This window comes from Streptococcus oralis (genome assembly GCF_023611505.1).
Taxonomy (GTDB): Bacteria; Bacillota; Bacilli; order Lactobacillales; family Streptococcaceae; genus Streptococcus; species Streptococcus oralis_CT.
Map to the genome: position 1 here is coordinate 1,355,984 of NZ_CP097843.1, position 16,081 is coordinate 1,372,064.

The window sequence follows — 16,081 nt, forward strand, 5'->3', positions numbered from 1 at the left end:
TCATGAGCAACAAGAGATGCCAAGCATCTCTTGTTTTTTGTGGTACAATAGAGCTATGAAACATTTTGATACTATTGTAATCGGTGGAGGTCCTGCTGGCATGATGGCTACGATTTCCAGTAGCTTTTATGGTCAGAAAACTCTTCTCATCGAAAAAAATCGGAAACTGGGTAAAAAATTGGCTGGTACAGGCGGCGGTCGTTGTAATGTGACCAACAATGGAACTTTAGATGACCTAATGTCTGGAATTCCTGGTAACGGGCGCTTTTTATACAGTGTATTTTCCCAGTTTGATAACCACGATATCATCAATTTTTTTGCAGAAAATGGTGTTAAACTTAAGGTCGAGGACCACGGACGCGTGTTTCCTGCTAGTGACAAGTCTCGGACCATTATCGAGACGCTAGAAAAGAAAATCACTGAGCTCGGTGGTCAAGTTGCTACTCAAACGGAAATTGTTTCGGTTAAAAAGATAGACGACCAGTTTATCCTCAAGTCCGCAGACCAAAGCTTCACTTGTGATAAACTGATTGTCACAACAGGTGGTAAATCCTATCCTTCTACTGGTTCGACTGGTTTTGGACATGAAATCGCCCGTCATTTCAAACATACCATTACCGAGCTTGAAGCTGCTGAGAGTCCTTTGTTGACTGATTTTCCACACAAAGCGCTTCAGGGGATTTCGCTTGACGATGTGACCTTAAGTTATGGTAAGCATGTCATCACCCACGATCTGCTCTTTACCCACTTTGGTTTGTCAGGACCTGCTGCCCTACGCATGTCTAGTTTTGTCAAGGGTGGGGAAGTTCTCTCACTGGATGTTTTGCCTCAACTTTCTGAGAAAGACTTGGCTGCATTTCTAGAAAAAAATCGGGAAAAATCCTTGAAAAATACTTTAAAAACCTTGTTGCCAGAACGCTTGGCAGAATTTTTTGTTCAAGAATATCCTGACAAAGTTAAACAGCTAACTGAAAAAGAACGTGACCAGCTTGTCCAATCTATCAAGGCTCTCAAAATTCCTGTCACTGGTAAAATGTCATTGGCTAAGTCCTTTGTCACCAAAGGAGGCGTCAGTCTTAAGGAAATCAACCCTAAAACCCTTGAAAGTAAGCTAGTCCCTGGCCTCCACTTTGCTGGTGAGGTACTGGATATCAATGCCCATACAGGCGGCTTTAACATTACTTCTGCCCTCTGTACCGGCTGGGTGGCAGGAAATCTGCATTATGATTAAATATTAAAGGATGGGAAAAATGAACAGAAGAGAGTCAGTCGAATTTGTCAACATGTGCATGATCAAAAATGGGGACAAGGTGCTGGTTCAAGATCGAGTTAGTCCTGACTGGCCTGGCATTACCTTTCCTGGAGGTCATGTTGAACGTGGCGAATCCTTTGTCGATGCTGTCATTCGTGAAGTGAAAGAAGAAACTGGTCTGACCATTTCCAAGCCCCAACTCTGTGGTATCAAGGACTGGTACGACGACGAGGATTACCGTTATGTCGTCCTATTTTACAAGACCGAACACTTTACTGGTGAGCTCCAATCTTCAGACGAAGGAAAGGTTTGGTGGGAAAATTTTGAAAATCTCTCACAACTAAAACTTGCAACCAATGATATGTCTGATATGCTTCGTGTATTTGTAGAGGAGGATCTCAGTGAATTCTTCTACTATAAAGACGGTGACGACTGGCTTTATGATTTGAAGTAAAAAATAGGCTAGGAAATTCCTAGCCTATTTATTCTGCATTTGTCTGAACGTAAGCTGCAATGGCATCTGATGTGTACTGGGCTGTTCCAGGTCCAAATTTATCAATGTTTTCCTTAAACTCTGGGTTATAGACGTAGCCTTTTCCGATATGGCCGAATACCTCAATAGAGCAGTCAAATCCATAAGTACGAAGGGCTTGCAAGAGCTTAGCTGCTTGCTCTTGGTTTTCAGCTGCTGTTACAGGTAGACCAGCTTGAAGATTTTGAGCCAAGGCTTGAAAGACTTGGTTAAAGGCGGCCGTAGACTCATCTTCGCGACCCTTTTGGCGTTCGAGGGCTTGATCCATGACTTCTTGTCCATACTCCTCTACCGCTTCTTGGTGGTATTTTTGATTGTCTTGATAGCTAAATCCAGTGAATTTTTCCTGAAGGGTCATATTTATTTCTCCTTTTTGATCTTGAATGGTTTTTTGCAAGGTGGAAATCAAGGTATCCAATCGTTCTCTTTCTCGAGTCAGATAGTCCAATTGTCTAGTCAAATGAGGTAACAAGTCTGACTTTTCTTCTTTTAGTAGCTCTGCTATTTTCTCCAAAGAAAAACCAAGATACTTATAGTAGAGAATAACTTGTAGGCGCTCCAAATCTTCCTGACTATAGGATCGATAGCCGTTTTCCGACTTTAAAGGGACTAAAAGTCCGATTTTATCGTAGTGGTGCAGGGTCTTGACAGAGACTCCTGAAAGCTGCGCAGCTTCTTTGATATGATACATGATTTCCTCCTTACATGGATAGTATAAACCCTTCCCTTAGGTCGGAGTCAAGTGTTTTTGAGAAAATTTTTTAACTTTTTTGAGAAAGGTGTGAAAACTTGAAAATGGTTTTCTTGACAGGCCTTAGAAAACATGATAGGATAGTCAAGTCTATCAATCAAACAGAAGGCTCATAGAGAGCCATTGAGAGAAGGCTATTTGACAACTCAAGTAGCCTTTTCTTATTTTAAAAAACGAGATTGGAGTTTCAACTATGTCAGAAAAATCGCAATGGGGATCGAAACTAGGCTTTATTCTAACATCTGCTGGTTCAGCCATCGGACTTGGAGCCGTTTGGAAATTTCCCTACATGACTGCTGCTAATGGCGGTGGAGGCTTTTTACTAGTCTTTCTTATTTCTACCATTTTAATCGGTTTCCCGCTCCTGCTTGCTGAATTTGCCCTTGGTCGTAGTGCTAGCGTTTCCGCTATCAAAACCTTTGGAAAACTGGGCAACAATAACAAGTACAACTTTATCGGTTGGATTGGTGCCTTTGCCCTCTTTATCCTTCTCTCCTTTTACAGTGTTATCGGAGGATGGATTCTAGTCTATCTGGGTATTGAGTTTGGGAAATTGTTCCATCTTGGTGGAACAGGTGATTATGCTCAGTTATTCACTTCAATCATTTCAAATCCAGCCATTGCTCTAGGGGCTCAAGCTTCCTTTATCTTGTTGAATATCTTTATTGTATCACGTGGGGTTCAAAAAGGGATTGAAAGAGCCTCAAAAGTTATGATGCCCCTGCTCTTTATCATTTTTGTCATTATCATTGGACGCTCTCTCAGTTTGCCAAATGCCATGGAAGGCGTTCTCTACTTCCTCAAACCAGACTTCTCAAAACTGACCAGTGCCGGTTTCCTTTATGCTCTAGGACAATCTTTCTTTGCCCTTTCACTAGGGGTCACAGCCATGCTGACCTATGCGTCCTACTTAGACAAGAAAACCAATCTGGTCCAATCAGGGATTTCCATTGTAGCCATGAACATCTCGGTATCCATCATGGCAGGTCTAGCCATTTTCCCAGCCATGTCAGCCTTCAATATCCAGTCTGAAGGAGGACCAAGTCTCCTCTTTATCGTCTTGCCTCAACTCTTTGACAAGATGCCTTTTGGAACCATTTTCTACATCCTCTTCCTCTTGCTCTTCCTTTTTGCGACAGTCACTTCATCTGTCGTGATGCTGGAAATCAATGTGGGAAATATCACCAATCAGGACAACAGCAAGCGGGCTAAATGGAGTGCCATTTTAGGAATCTTGACCTTTGTCTTTGGGATACCTTCAGCCCTATCTTACGGTGTTATGGCAGATGTTCACATCTTTGGAAAGACCTTCTTTGATGCTATGGACTTCTTGGTTTCCAATCTTCTCATGCCATTTGGAGCTCTCTGCCTTTCACTTTTTACAGGCTATATCTTTAAAAAGGCTCTTGCTATAGAGGAACTCCATCTCGATGAAAGAGCCTGGAAACAAGTACTTTTCCAAGTCTGGCTCTTCCTCCTTCGTTTCATCATTCCTATCATCATCATTGTGGTTTTTATTGCCCAATTTATGTAATCAAAAAGGACTTGAGTAATGAACTCAGGCCCTTTCTTTTTTTATGGATGACTGACAATCAATTCTAAAGCCTGTCCTTCCAGAGTCCAAGATTCAACATCACTTGGTAGGATAAAGTGGCTGCCTTTTTGGATTGGATAGTTTTTTCCGTCAACAGTAAGCTGACCTTGACCAGCCAAGACGCTATACAAGCTGTAGTCAGCTGTCTTTTCAAAAACAACTTTTCCAGTAATTTCCCACTTGTAAACTGCGAAGAAATCATTAGAAACAAGGAGAGTGGAACGCAAATCATCAGCTTTGATAGTTACAGGACGGCTATTAGCAGGCTCACCAATGTTTAAAACATCGATAGATTTTTCAAGGTGAAGTTCACGCAAATTGCCCTTGTCGTCCTTACGATCAAAGTCATAGACACGGTAGGTGGTATCGCTAGACTGCTGGGTTTCAAGAATCAAGATACCTGCGCCAATAGCGTGCATGGTGCCACTTGGTACATAGAAGAAATCTCCAGCCTTAACAGGGACTTTCGTCAGCAAGGCATCCCAGTTCTTGTCCTCGATTTGCTGGCGGAGTTCTTCTTTTGACTTGGCATTATGCCCATATATAATCTCTGAACCTTCATCCGCAGCGATAATGTACCAGCACTCTGTTTTTCCAAGTTCGCCTTCATGCTCGAGTCCATAGGCATCGTCTGGATGAACTTGAACGCTGAGCCAGTCATTGGCATCGAGAATCTTGGTCAAAAGTGGAAATACAGGTTCTGGACGGTTGCCAAACAATTCACGGTGCTCCGCATACAATGTAGCTAGATCTGTTCCCTCAAAGCGCCCATTAGCGACCTTTGAAACCCCATTGGGGTGAGCTGAGATAGCCCAGTATTCGCCAATTTTTTCACTTGGAATGTCGTAGCCAAACTCATCACGTAGCTTGGTTCCTCCCCAGATTTTTTCTTGCATAACTGATTGTAAAAATAATGGTTCTGACATGTCGATCTCCTGTCTGATTTTTCTCCCCTCATTATAGCAAAAAGCTAGGTCTTATTGAACTCTTTTTCCTATCTTATAAAGTAGGGAGAAGATTTTGTAAAAATAGTGAACAAATGTGCTCTACTCAATACTTGCACCATTGCTGGCAATGACATCCTTGTACCAGTAAAAGGATTTCTTCTTGCTCCGTTTGAGACTTCCATGACCTGTATTATCACGATCCACATAGATAAAACCATAGCGCTTGTTCATTTCGCCTGTTCCAGCTGAAACCAGATCAATACAGCCCCAAGTCGTATAACCAAGCAAGTTAACTCCATCTTGGTATATGGCATCTCGCATAGCCTTGATGTGGGCCTCTAAGTAGGCAATCCGATAGTCATCTGCTACATAGCCATTTTTATCTGGCGTGTCCATGGCGCCGAGTCCATTTTCTACGATGAACATAGGCTTTTGGTAACGATCCCAGATGGCATTGAGGGTGATACGAAGGCCAAGTGGGTCAATCTGCCAACCCCATTCTGAGGATTCCAGATAAGGATTTTTGAGAGAGGCAAAGACATTTCCAGCAGCTAATTCTTTAACTTCTGGATCCCCTGAGGCCACTCGACTTGCATAGTAAGAGAAGGAAACAAAGTCAACAGTATAATTCTTCAATAAGTCTAGATCCTCTGCCGTCATTTCTATCTTGATTCCCTCGCGTTCCCACTGCTTCTTGGCGTAGTTTGGGTATTCCCCACGCGCTTGAACATCAATGAAGAAGTAACTCTTGCGATCTTCCTCCATAGCAGCCCAGTAGTCTCTCGGATGGGCTGTGTTAGGATAGTATTGCCCTGCTGCCAACATACATCCCACCCTGTTCTCTGGGTCAATTTCGTGGGCAAGCTTAGTCGCCATGGCCGAGGCTACCAACTCATGGTGGGCGGCTTGGTATTTAACCTGTTCTTGATTTTCTCCTTCTTCAAAACAAAGCCCAGCTCCCATAAAAGGTGCATGAAGAATCATGTTGATTTCATTGAAGGTAAGCCAGTATTTGACCAAACCCTTATAACGGGTAAAGAGTGTACGACAAAGTTTTTCATAGAAGTCTAACATCCGACGATTGCGCCAACCACCGTATTCTTCAATCAAGTGCATAGGACAGTCGAAATGCGTAATAGTCACCAGAGGTTGGATCCCATACTTGTGACACTCCTTTAATAAATCCTCATAAAAGGCTAGACCAGCTTCATTTGGCTCTGCTTCATCTCCCTTAGGAAAAATCCGAGTCCAAGCAATGGAAAGTCGATAAGTCTTAAAGCCCATTTCCGCAAAAAGAGCAATATCTTCCTTATAATGATGGTACATATCAATGGCTTCTTTTGCTGGGTAAAAATAGCCCTCCTCAAAAGAAAACATCTTTTTCTGACCTGTGATAATGGCTTCACGGTCAGGTCCAATGGGTACCACATCGACATTAGCAAGACCTCGACCATCCTGATTATAAGCACCCTCGCATTGATTAGCTGCCGTAGCACCACCCCAGAGAAATCCCTCTGGGAATTGTAGTATTTCTGTCATCACTTTACCTCACTTGGTTTGATAGTTCTATTATACTAAAAAGGGGGCAAAAAGTTTGAAAATATATGGATAATGATGGTACTAATCTTGCTTACATGTACAAAAAAAGACTGAAACCAGTCTTCTTTTTAAATCAATGCTGTGATAGCCGTCACCAGACCAAAAACGATACCAGGTGCATTAGCAGCCGCAAGGGGGATATCTCTTTCTTTCTTGAAAAGACCGTAGTAAACCCATAGACTACAGTTGATGGCTGCAACCAAGGGCTGGATAAAGTTTCCTTTTTGACCAGCCAGGTTGTTCATAATTTGTGGGAAGTAAGACACGTACATCATAACAGACATGAAGGTCGCTACCCAACCCAAAACTTTCATTTGTTTTTCAGACATTTTCAAAACTTCTTTCATTTTTATGAATCATATTTTATAATCTTTTTTCAAAACAATCAAGACTTTGAAGCATTTGTTATGAAGATGTAAACTATCACAATCTTGTGATAAGAAAGAGGAAACAGAAAAAGACCGGATTGCTCCGATCTTTTCAATAGTTCATATTCTCACATTCTGTATTAAGAATAATTAAGGTTAGCTTCAAATGATTAAGCGACCTATTTCAGACGATAAAAATCAATCACAAGACCAGCAGGGCCTTTAACTAGTAGAGACTCCGTTCCCCAATCCGTTTCACAAGGACCGTGTAAAATCTCGACACCAATTTCTTTCAATCGTTGATAGTTCTGGTCTACATCCTCAACCTCAATATGAAGAATGATTCCTGACTGAAAATCTTCCAAAGGAATCAAATGATTTTGGGACAACATAAGACAATGACTGCCAATCGTGAACTGAGCAAAACTGTCATCAACATAGTCTGCTTTTTTATCCAAAATACGCTCCAATTCAGCACAGACTTGGGAAATATTTGAAACAATAATATCCAATTGATTTAAATTCATCTGTATACACCTGAATAAATTATTTATAGTTCCTCTATGATACTAGCTACCTTTCGTTTTTTCGTTTTCATATTATGTGTAGATTCATATATTTTATATATAAATTCAACTTGATTAGATAACCAAGAGAACATATTTACAAATTTTTCTTCACCAAATAGCTCTATCCCTGCATCTATCGTCATATAAGGAATACCATTTCCTATTTTAGAACTAAAAGTCTCATAATCTTCTTTTGAAACAAAATCCTTTCTATCGTTCTGATATTTATTCAATAGAATTAACAGTCTCAGACCATTACATAAATACATATCCTTAATATACAAAGAGCCATGATATTGTTCATTTTCTTCCTGATTCTCAATAGAAAATGTATTAAATAATGTTTTTAAAAAAGAGAGCATACCTTCTTTTTCATAGAGGCTAATAATATTTTGCATAACAGGTTTTAGAATAATGGAGTTCACTTTCTCACTTTGTAAATCAAACAACATATAAAAATATGAGTCTGTTTGAATTGTTGATGATTCTCTAAGCCATCCATCTAAAAGTTTTTCTTGGGTAGTATCAGGTAATTTACAAGTATACCATGCTGAAAAATATTCTTGAAAAGAGCGATGAGAGAATCTATATTCTAGTCCTTCTTTTACAAGCATACAGACAGAATGGACTAAATCTTCCTGAAAGTCATCAACATTAAAACTAAATTTATCTTTGAATTTTTCTTTCGCACTATTTATTAGTTCATGTAATCTTGTTTCGGAAAATTCATATTCTCCTTTAAAGTACGATTTAAAGCAAATGTAGGAGAATACAAGTTTAAAATCCTCACAACTTAAACCACTTCGTATATCTCTTACAAATGAATCTTTCGTAGCATCATGTACATTAAATAGAGTTACAAATGCTTCCTCGTAAAAATCATTTAAACGCTCAGGAATTGACGCATGTTTTTGGAATGTTAATAACATAATCGTCAATAATAAAGGATTAGAAGCAAATGATTTATATTTTTCATATAATTTCTTCTCTAATTCCTTAGAAAATATTGATTTTGCCGTTTCATCAAAATCAATCTTATTAATTAGACTCAACGCTTGTTCTTTAGTTAATGGTAATGACTCAAACTCACTAAAATCTGACCATCCTATAAATTCTGTTGATGGTCTAGAGGAAACAAAAACTTGGTTTGAGGCATACATTTCACAGAACTCCTTAATTTCTTTAGTAATAGAAGATTTCTTATCATGGTGAATTTCATCAAATCCATCTAAAAAAATTATGTAAGCACCTTGTTCTAAGCTATCGTCAAAATACTTTCTTTCCAACCTAAATCCATTTGATACCAAAGTTTTAAATATTAAATTTGAAATATTTAATTCTTTATTCTCTAAAGTATTCAAACTTCTTAATTCGATAAATACTGGAATAAAATTTGTAACTTCCATCGAATTTAAAAAAAGATGTTTAAACAATATTGACTTACCAATTCCACCAGTTCCTGTAACTAAAATTTTACTATCAATTTCTAATAAATTATTAATATCAGAAGAAGAGAGTGTTTGACCTGCATAAGATATACCTGTAGATTCATAAAAAGAGTATAGATCTTTTCTTTCTCTCCTATAAATAATAGTTTTTATTTTCCCATATCTGTCCTTTGTATTTTTTAGATAATCTTCATATGCTGTTCTGTATTCAATAGCTGCACTAGCATCAAGATCTTTAAAATAACTTTTAATTTTTTCCCAACCTAGATTAATTCCACTCTTTACTATATCAGTTGCTACACTAGTTACTATAGCTTTCCCGTCAATATCCATGTTAATCTCCTTTTTAATTTCACTATTAATCTTATTTTACCATAAATAAAATTTTCCAAGCAAATTTTTAATATGCCATAGGTCTATTATATCACTATTTGTAAAAAATATATGAATATATGTTATCTCAAGACCTTAATACGCAAATTTAAAAGAGTCTGAGACAAAAGTCTAACCTTAAATATAAAAAGCGAACAAAACGAGTCATCTGATACTCAGAATTCGGTCTTGTTCGCTTTTTTGTCTAATCTATCGATTTTTAAAATTTATAATAAGGAATTTCTAAAATTAAAATCTTTTTGTCCCAGACTCTTTTAAATAACAATTTTTCTTAGAGAAATTATTTAATTGCGCGTGATTGCAATCCTTCTTCTTCCAAGAAGAGGCGGAATGGTACGAGTTCTTCTGCTTCGTATTTTTCCTTGAAGGCTTTGATAGCTTCTTCTGAGTGAAGTTTTGGATCGAGTTCAAGCACTTCTACTGGAAGTGGACGGTGTTGTGTGATGTGGGCATCGATCACAACTGTCTTACCTTCTTTGTTCAATTTAACAGCTTCTGCAACAACTGCATCGATGTCTTCGATACGGTCTACTGTAAATCCAACAGCACCTTGTGCTTCAGCGATTTTCGCATAGTCAGCATTAGGGAAGTCACAACCAAACAAGTGTTTGTTTGTGTCTTCGTATTTGTCCTTGATGAAGGCATATTTACCATTTGAGAAGACAACGTTGATAACTGGAAGGTCGTATTGAACGTTTGTAATCACGTCTGGGTAGCACATGTTGAATGCACCGTCACCCATGATGTTCCATACTTGGCGATCTGGATTGTCTTTCTTAGCAGCGATACCACCAGGAAGGGCAATACCCATTGTCGCAAAGAGTGGAGATGTACGCCACATGTTCTTAGGTGTCATGTGAAGGTGACGAGTAGATGTTTGAGTAGTGTCACCTACGTCGATTGAATAGATAGCGTCTTGATCAGCATGTTTATTAATAGCATTGTAAACTTGGTACAATTGCAACTCACCCTCAGTTTTACCTTCGAGTTTGTTCATGTAATCACGCCAGTTTTGGTTGTTCTTAACGTTTGCACGCCACCATGGAGTAGATTCAACTGGGTTCACTTTGTCAAGGATGGCTTTCGATGCTTGACCTGCATCACCAAGGATAGAAGCGTCAAGGGCATGACGTTTACCAAGTTTGTATGGGTCGATATCGACTTGGATGAATTTTTCAGTGTTCTTGAATGCTTCGTAAACTTCAGCAAATGGGAAGTTTGAACCAAGGAAAAGAACTGTGTCTGCTTCGAAGACCACTTCGTTGGCTGGTTTCCAACCAACACGGTAAGCAGAACCTGTCAAACCTTCATAGTTCCATTCGAAAGCTTCAAAGTTTTTACCAGTTGTGATGATTGGTGCTTTGATTTTGCGTGACAATTCAGTGATCACTTCACCAGCTTTGACACCACCGTAACCAGCGTAGATAACTGGACGTTCAGCATTATTCAAGATTTCAACAGCTTTGTCGATTTCAACTTCGTTCAAAGCAGGAGCGATGAATGAACGTTCGTATGAACCTGAACCGTAGTAAGAGTTTTCGTCGATTTCTTGGAAACCGAAGTTTACTGGGATTTCAACAACAGCTGGACCTTTTTTAGAAACTGCAGCGCGGCAAGCTTCGTCGATTACTTTTGGCAATTGCTCAGCGTAAGCTACACGTTTGTTGTAGACAGCGATACCGTTGTACATTGGGTTTTGGTTCAATTCTTGGAAGGCATCCATGTTGAGTTCGTTAACTGGACGTGATCCAAGGATAGCAAGGAATGGAGTGTTATCCATAGCTGCATCGTAAACACCGTTAATCAAGTGAGTCGCACCTGGACCACCTGAACCTACTGCAACCCCGATTGAGCCACCGAATTTAGCTTGCATGACCGCTGCAAGAGCACCTGTTTCTTCGTGGCGAACTTGCAAGAAGCGGATATCTTTGTCTTCAGCCAAAGCGTCCATGAGTGAGCTGAGTGTTCCTGATGGGATACCGTAGATTGTGTCTACGCCCCATGTTTTCAATACGTTGAGCATTGCTGCAGATGCAGTAATTTTCCCTTGAGTCATAATGATAACTCTCCTTCAAATATTTTTAAAACTTGATAAACCCGTTTTCATATACTAATTGGAAACGTTTCAGCAAATTTTTACTCTACTACTTTACCACATTTGTTTTGGGTCTCCTAAGAATGTGCTCAGAAGTTTTTATTCTCTATTACAGTACAGTTTGAAAACGTTTCAGATAACTGTTTTATAATAATACTCAATCAAAATCAAAGACCAAACTAGGAAGCTAGCCGCAGGTTGCTCAAAACACTGTTTTTAGGTTGTGGATAGAACTGACGGAGTCAATGTCATATAGCTACGGCAAGGTGAAGCTGACGTGGTTTGAAGAGATTTTCGAAGAGTATAAAAAGCGAGCAAGCTCGCTTTTAGTCTATTTTACTAAAGTTTAGCATGAGTGAACTGGTTAATACAGATACAGAACTAAAGGCCATGGCTAGACCAGCCAGTTCTGGATTGAGAACGAGACCAATTCCTGAAAAGACTCCTGCTGCAATCGGAATTCCGATAACATTGTAGATAAAGGCCCAGAAAAGATTGAGCAGAATTCGATTAAAGGTTTTCTTACTCATATCAAAGGCACGAACAACTCCTGTCAAATCATTGTGAGTAAGAACAATCCCTGCTGACTCAATGGCAATATCTGTTCCAGCTCCCATGGCAATCCCGACATCCGCTACACTGAGGGCTGGCGCATCATTGATACCATCTCCGATAAAGGCTACTTTACCAGCCTCTTGTAGTTGATGAATTTCATGGGCTTTTTCTTCTGGCAAGACACCCGCAATAACCTCCTCAATGCCGATCTGGTCTGCAATAGCACGCGCCACGCCAGCATTATCTCCTGTCAGCATGACTGTTTTAAGACCACGTTTTTTCAACTGACTGATGGCAAGCTTAGCATTTTCCTTAGGAATATCTTGTAGTGCAAGCAAGCCTTTGATTTCATTGTCAACAGCCAAGAACACAACTGTTTTAGCTTCTTTTTCTAGTTCTTCTAGTTTTTCTTGATAAGTGCTAGAAATGTTCATACCATCCAGCATTTTAGCATTTCCAAGCAGAACTTGTTTTCCATTGATTTGCCCTGAGACACCTTTTCCGTGCAAGGCTTGGAAATTTTCAACAGTTTGAATCTCAAGTCCAGCTTCACTCGCTCTTTTGACAATAGCTTGAGCCAATGGGTGTTGGGAAGCTTCTTCCAAGGATGCTGCCAATCCAAGCACTTCTGCCTCGTCGCCAATGATATCAGTGACTACTGGTTTTCCTTCCGTCAAAGTTCCTGTCTTATCAAAGACGAGAGTTTTGACTTTCTGGATTTCCTGTAAGACGGTTCCATTCTTGAGGAGAACGCCCATTTTGGCACTACGACCAGTCCCCACCATGAGGGCTGTTGGTGTTGCAAGTCCCAAGGCACAAGGGCAGGCGATAATCAAAACTGCCACCCCATAAAGAAGAGAGGCCACAAAGCTAGCCTCAAGCAAGACAAGCCAAACCCAAAAGGTCAGAATCGCTAAAATGACAACTGCTGGGACAAAAATCCCTGAAATCTTATCTGTCAAATCTTGAATCGGTGCGCGGCTGGTTTGGGCTTTCTTCACAAAGTCCACAATCTGTGCCAAAACAGTCTCTGAACCAACTTTTTCTGCCCTAAAAACAAGCGTTCCACTATTATTGATGGTGGAGCCAATGACGGTATCTCCCACAGTTTTGTCCACCGGCAGGCTCTCACCTGTCACCATGGATTCATCAATACTGGAGACGCCTTCCACTACAACACCATCAACTGCAATCTTTTCACCGGGACGCACTCGAATCAGGTCACCTACCTTGACTTGCTCCAAGGGAACTTGAACATAGCTATCATCACGCAAAACTTCTGCTGTTTTAGCTTGCAAATCCAGTAATTTCTCTACAGCTTGGGAAGTATTTTTTCGCATTTTCTCCTCAAAAACGGCTCCCAAAAGAACGAAGAAGAGGATAAATCCAGCACTTTCAAAGTAAACTGGTAGCCCAGCAAAGAGGGCAACCAAGCTATAGAGATAGGCCACTAGGGTTCCTAGAGCAACCAAGGTATCCATGTTGGCATTGTGCTTTTTAAAGCTGGCCCAAGCGCTCTGGATATAAGGACCACCTGCCACTAGCATGATAGGGGTTGTGGCTAAAAAGGTCCCCCAATGCATAACTGGATGACTAATCGTCCCTGTCAACATCCCAATCATGAGGATCACAAGAGGCACAGTAAAGATACTAGTAATCCAAAAACGTTGCAAGAGGGATAGAGATTTTCGAGTCTTCTCAACTACGGTATAGCTTCCCTTTTGCATCTTCATACCACATGAGAATTCATGCTCACCCAACTCTTGAGGTGTAAAACGAATTGTCTTCTCTTCATCTACGCCGATTGGTTCCAAGATGCCTTCTTCTTCAAAAAGGATTTCCTTGTAACAGTTTGAAGGAGTTGTACGATGAAAGGTAATTTCAGCGGGAATCCCTTTTTGAAGCTGAATATGGGCAGGATGATAGCCTTTTTCAGCTCGAATACGGATTTTTTGAATGCCATTTTCTAAGTTTGCTTTCATAATTTCAGTCATCATTTCCTCCTACTCTACAATCATCTTACCGTGCATCATGTTCATGCCACATGCAAAGTCAAACTCCCCAGCCTGTTCAGGTGTGATTTCCACTACATACTGTTCCCCCATAGGCAGGTCCGCATGTACACCAAAGTCTGGAAAAACAATCTGATCCAGACAGGGTGAAGGGTCCTTACGGTCAAAGATAATGCGTGCTGGCACTGATTTCTTGAGAATAATCAACTCAGGCGTATAGCCCCCTTTGACCTCCACTCGAATCTCTTGGTAGCCCTTTTTTTGCTGGGCCTTTTGTTCAGATTTTTCAGGCTTTTTGAAAAACCAAAACAAGATAAACGCGATAAGGGCAATACAAATAATGGTTACAATGCTATTTAACATGACGTCTCCTTTACATACAATTACATTTTACTTCTGTTACAGCTCTTGATTTCTTCTCAGAAATCACAGCTTCCAAGTCTTCCAAGTCAGCCTGAGTAAAATCACATTCCATAATCAAATCAGCCAGCAAGTTCTTAATTCTACGGGAACAAACCTTGTCTTTGATATCTTGAACAAGCAAGTCTCGACTTTGATCCAAAGTTAAAAGAGCTGAATATACAAAGGACTTGCCCTCTTTTTTCCTAGTCAGGCACTCTTTCTCCACTAAGCGAGCCAAAAGAGTTTGAACAGTGGACTTGGACCAGTTAAACCGCTCTGCCAGAACCCTGATCAAATCGCTACTGGTCTGCTCGCCCTGCATCCAAACAATCTTCATAACCTGCCATTCTGCATCTGAAATCTGCATCAGCATACCTCCAAAATCTACATTTGTCGATTACAATAGTCAGTATATCTCAAAAATTTACATTTGTCAATTATGAAATTACATATTTCTAAAAAAAGAACTTTAATCATGTAACGAGAGATTTACAGTCAAATTTTACTATATAAACTATAAAAATATGCTATACTGTAGAAAAAAGAAAACAACCACTAGGGATGCGTAAAGCTGAGATTAACAACTGTTAGATCCCTTTGACTCAATCTAGGTAATGCTAGCTGATGGAAGTGGAAATGATGATGAGGACTACCTGGTCTTCTATTACTTTCCTGAAACAGACTAGCTTGTTCTTAAGAATGCAAACTTCAGTTGGTTGGGAGGTTTTAGATGACTTATTTACCCGTTGCTCTAACCATTGCAGGGACTGACCCTAGTGGCGGTGCTGGCATTATGGCTGATTTAAAGTCATTCCAAGCTAGAGATGTCTATGGAATGGCCGTTGTGACCAGTCTTGTCGCTCAAAATACCAGAGGCGTTCAATTAATCGAGCACGTCTCCAACCAAATGCTGGAAGCTCAATTGGAAAGTGTCTTTTCGGATATCAAGCCTCAGGCTGTAAAAACAGGGATGTTGGCAACTACTGAGATCATGGAGATCATCCAACCCTATCTTAAAAAGCTGGACTGTCCCTATGTGCTGGACCCTGTTATGGTCGCTACGAGTGGGGATACCCTGATTGATTCTAGTGCCAGAGACTACCTAAAAACAAATCTGCTTCCCCTTGCAACCATTATCACTCCGAATCTTCCTGAGGCAGAAGAGATTGTTGGTTTTTCGATTCATGATCCAGAAGACATGCAGCGTGCTGGTCGCCTGATTATAAAAGAATTTGGTCCTCAGTCCGTTGTTATCAAAGGTGGCCATCTTGAAGGTGGTGCCAAGGATTTCCTTTTTACCAAAGATGAACAATTTGTCTGGGAAAGTCAAAGAATTCAAACTTGTCACACCCATGGTACTGGATGTACCTTTGCTGCAGTGATTACAGCTGAACTAGCCAAGGGCAGAAGTCTTTACCAGGCAGTTGATAAGGCCAAGGCCTTTATCACAAAAGCCATCCAAGATGCTCCTCAACTCGGACATGGTTCTGGACCAGTCAATCATACAACTTTTAAAGATTAAGAAAAAAACTCTCTAGCTCCTACTTTAAGGGAATTAGAGAGT

Annotated in this window: 14 protein-coding genes and 1 riboswitch; of the genes, 4 read left to right on the forward strand and 10 right to left on the reverse strand. The window is 40.2% G+C overall.

Features of this window, described 5'->3' with window-relative positions:
* Positions 1-55 precede the first annotated feature (55 nt).
* Together M9H69_RS07000 and M9H69_RS07005 are read left to right on the forward strand one after the other, a co-directional pair.
* Positions 56-1,231 carry an NAD(P)/FAD-dependent oxidoreductase gene (locus M9H69_RS07000; protein ID WP_250315201.1) on the forward strand — a complete coding sequence of 392 codons (1,176 nt, stop codon included), beginning with the start codon at positions 56-58 and terminating at the stop codon, positions 1,229-1,231.
* A gap of 19 nt (positions 1,232-1,250) precedes the next feature.
* On the forward strand, positions 1,251-1,706 hold the full coding sequence (locus M9H69_RS07005; protein ID WP_250315202.1) for an 8-oxo-dGTP diphosphatase: 456 nt from the start codon (positions 1,251-1,253) through the stop codon (positions 1,704-1,706).
* Positions 1,707-1,734: 28 nt separating this feature from the next.
* Here the strand turns inward: M9H69_RS07005 and M9H69_RS07010 are convergent, their stop codons facing one another.
* Positions 1,735-2,475 carry a MerR family transcriptional regulator gene (locus tag M9H69_RS07010; RefSeq protein ID WP_250315203.1) on the reverse strand — a complete coding sequence of 247 codons (741 nt, stop codon included), beginning with the start codon at positions 2,473-2,475 and terminating at the stop codon, positions 1,735-1,737.
* Positions 2,476-2,728: 253 nt separating this feature from the next.
* On the opposite strand from M9H69_RS07010, the gene M9H69_RS07015 reads away from it, so the two are divergent.
* Positions 2,729-4,069: a sodium-dependent transporter gene (locus M9H69_RS07015; protein WP_250315204.1), complete on the forward strand. Its 1,341-nt coding sequence runs from the start codon at positions 2,729-2,731 to the stop codon at positions 4,067-4,069.
* 41 nt (positions 4,070-4,110) lie between these two features.
* Here the strand turns inward: M9H69_RS07015 and manA are convergent, their stop codons facing one another.
* From manA to M9H69_RS07060, 9 genes are all read right to left on the reverse strand, one after another.
* Positions 4,111-5,055, reverse strand: coding sequence for a mannose-6-phosphate isomerase, class I (gene manA / locus M9H69_RS07020; protein WP_250315205.1), 945 nt, complete (start codon positions 5,053-5,055; stop codon positions 4,111-4,113).
* 120 nt (positions 5,056-5,175) lie between these two features.
* Positions 5,176-6,615, reverse strand: coding sequence for a 6-phospho-beta-glucosidase (locus tag M9H69_RS07025; protein WP_250315206.1), 1,440 nt, complete (start codon positions 6,613-6,615; stop codon positions 5,176-5,178).
* Positions 6,616-6,743: 128 nt separating this feature from the next.
* Positions 6,744-7,004, reverse strand: coding sequence for a SemiSWEET family transporter (locus M9H69_RS07030; protein ID WP_001291476.1), 261 nt, complete (start codon positions 7,002-7,004; stop codon positions 6,744-6,746).
* Between the two features lie 218 nt (positions 7,005-7,222).
* Positions 7,223-7,570 carry a VOC family protein gene (locus tag M9H69_RS07035; RefSeq protein WP_250315207.1) on the reverse strand — a complete coding sequence of 116 codons (348 nt, stop codon included), beginning with the start codon at positions 7,568-7,570 and terminating at the stop codon, positions 7,223-7,225.
* A 23-nt stretch (positions 7,571-7,593) separates the two neighbouring features.
* Positions 7,594-9,393 (reverse strand): NACHT domain-containing protein, encoded by a 1,800-nt coding sequence (locus tag M9H69_RS07040; RefSeq protein WP_250315208.1) that lies wholly within the window; start codon positions 9,391-9,393, stop codon positions 7,594-7,596.
* Positions 9,394-9,733: 340 nt separating this feature from the next.
* A complete protein-coding gene (gene spxB / locus M9H69_RS07045; protein ID WP_250315209.1) occupies positions 9,734-11,509 on the reverse strand; it encodes a pyruvate oxidase in 1,776 nt (591 codons plus the stop codon).
* Between the two features lie 365 nt (positions 11,510-11,874).
* Complete coding sequence (locus tag M9H69_RS07050) at positions 11,875-14,097, reverse strand: heavy metal translocating P-type ATPase (RefSeq protein ID WP_250315210.1); 2,223 nt, start codon at positions 14,095-14,097, stop codon at positions 11,875-11,877.
* Between the two features lie 9 nt (positions 14,098-14,106).
* Positions 14,107-14,478 carry a cupredoxin domain-containing protein gene (locus M9H69_RS07055; RefSeq protein ID WP_250315211.1) on the reverse strand — a complete coding sequence of 124 codons (372 nt, stop codon included), beginning with the start codon at positions 14,476-14,478 and terminating at the stop codon, positions 14,107-14,109.
* A 10-nt stretch (positions 14,479-14,488) separates the two neighbouring features.
* The gene (locus M9H69_RS07060) at positions 14,489-14,884 is read right to left on the reverse strand and encodes a CopY/TcrY family copper transport repressor (RefSeq protein ID WP_250315212.1); all 396 of its coding nucleotides are present in this window, start codon (positions 14,882-14,884) and stop codon (positions 14,489-14,491) included.
* A gap of 180 nt (positions 14,885-15,064) precedes the next feature.
* A riboswitch (TPP riboswitch) is annotated at positions 15,065-15,163 on the forward strand.
* A gap of 84 nt (positions 15,164-15,247) precedes the next feature.
* On the opposite strand from M9H69_RS07060, the gene thiD reads away from it, so the two are divergent.
* Positions 15,248-16,039 carry a bifunctional hydroxymethylpyrimidine kinase/phosphomethylpyrimidine kinase gene (gene thiD, locus M9H69_RS07065; RefSeq protein WP_250315213.1) on the forward strand — a complete coding sequence of 264 codons (792 nt, stop codon included), beginning with the start codon at positions 15,248-15,250 and terminating at the stop codon, positions 16,037-16,039.
* The last annotated feature ends 42 nt before the right edge of the window (positions 16,040-16,081 follow it).

Bases quoted from the DNA above. Each gene is read 5' to 3' on its own strand.
- manA (WP_250315205.1), bottom strand. From the start codon at position 5,055: ATGTCAGAACCATTATTTTTACAATCAGTTATGCAAGAAAAAATCTGG.
- M9H69_RS07060 (WP_250315212.1), bottom strand. From the start codon at position 14,884: ATGCAGATTTCAGATGCAGAATGGCAGGTTATGAAGATTGTTTGGATG.
- M9H69_RS07005 (WP_250315202.1), top strand. From the start codon at position 1,251: ATGAACAGAAGAGAGTCAGTCGAATTTGTCAACATGTGCATGATCAAA.
- M9H69_RS07040 (WP_250315208.1), bottom strand. From the start codon at position 9,393: ATGGATATTGACGGGAAAGCTATAGTAACTAGTGTAGCAACTGATATA.
- M9H69_RS07035 (WP_250315207.1), bottom strand. From the start codon at position 7,570: ATGAATTTAAATCAATTGGATATTATTGTTTCAAATATTTCCCAAGTC.
- M9H69_RS07000 (WP_250315201.1), top strand. From the start codon at position 56: ATGAAACATTTTGATACTATTGTAATCGGTGGAGGTCCTGCTGGCATG.
- thiD (WP_250315213.1), top strand. From the start codon at position 15,248: ATGACTTATTTACCCGTTGCTCTAACCATTGCAGGGACTGACCCTAGT.
- M9H69_RS07010 (WP_250315203.1), bottom strand. From the start codon at position 2,475: ATGTATCATATCAAAGAAGCTGCGCAGCTTTCAGGAGTCTCTGTCAAG.
- M9H69_RS07055 (WP_250315211.1), bottom strand. From the start codon at position 14,478: ATGTTAAATAGCATTGTAACCATTATTTGTATTGCCCTTATCGCGTTT.
- M9H69_RS07030 (WP_001291476.1), bottom strand. From the start codon at position 7,004: ATGTCTGAAAAACAAATGAAAGTTTTGGGTTGGGTAGCGACCTTCATG.
- spxB (WP_250315209.1), bottom strand. From the start codon at position 11,509: ATGACTCAAGGGAAAATTACTGCATCTGCAGCAATGCTCAACGTATTG.
- M9H69_RS07015 (WP_250315204.1), top strand. From the start codon at position 2,729: ATGTCAGAAAAATCGCAATGGGGATCGAAACTAGGCTTTATTCTAACA.
- M9H69_RS07050 (WP_250315210.1), bottom strand. From the start codon at position 14,097: ATGACTGAAATTATGAAAGCAAACTTAGAAAATGGCATTCAAAAAATC.
- M9H69_RS07025 (WP_250315206.1), bottom strand. From the start codon at position 6,615: ATGACAGAAATACTACAATTCCCAGAGGGATTTCTCTGGGGTGGTGCT.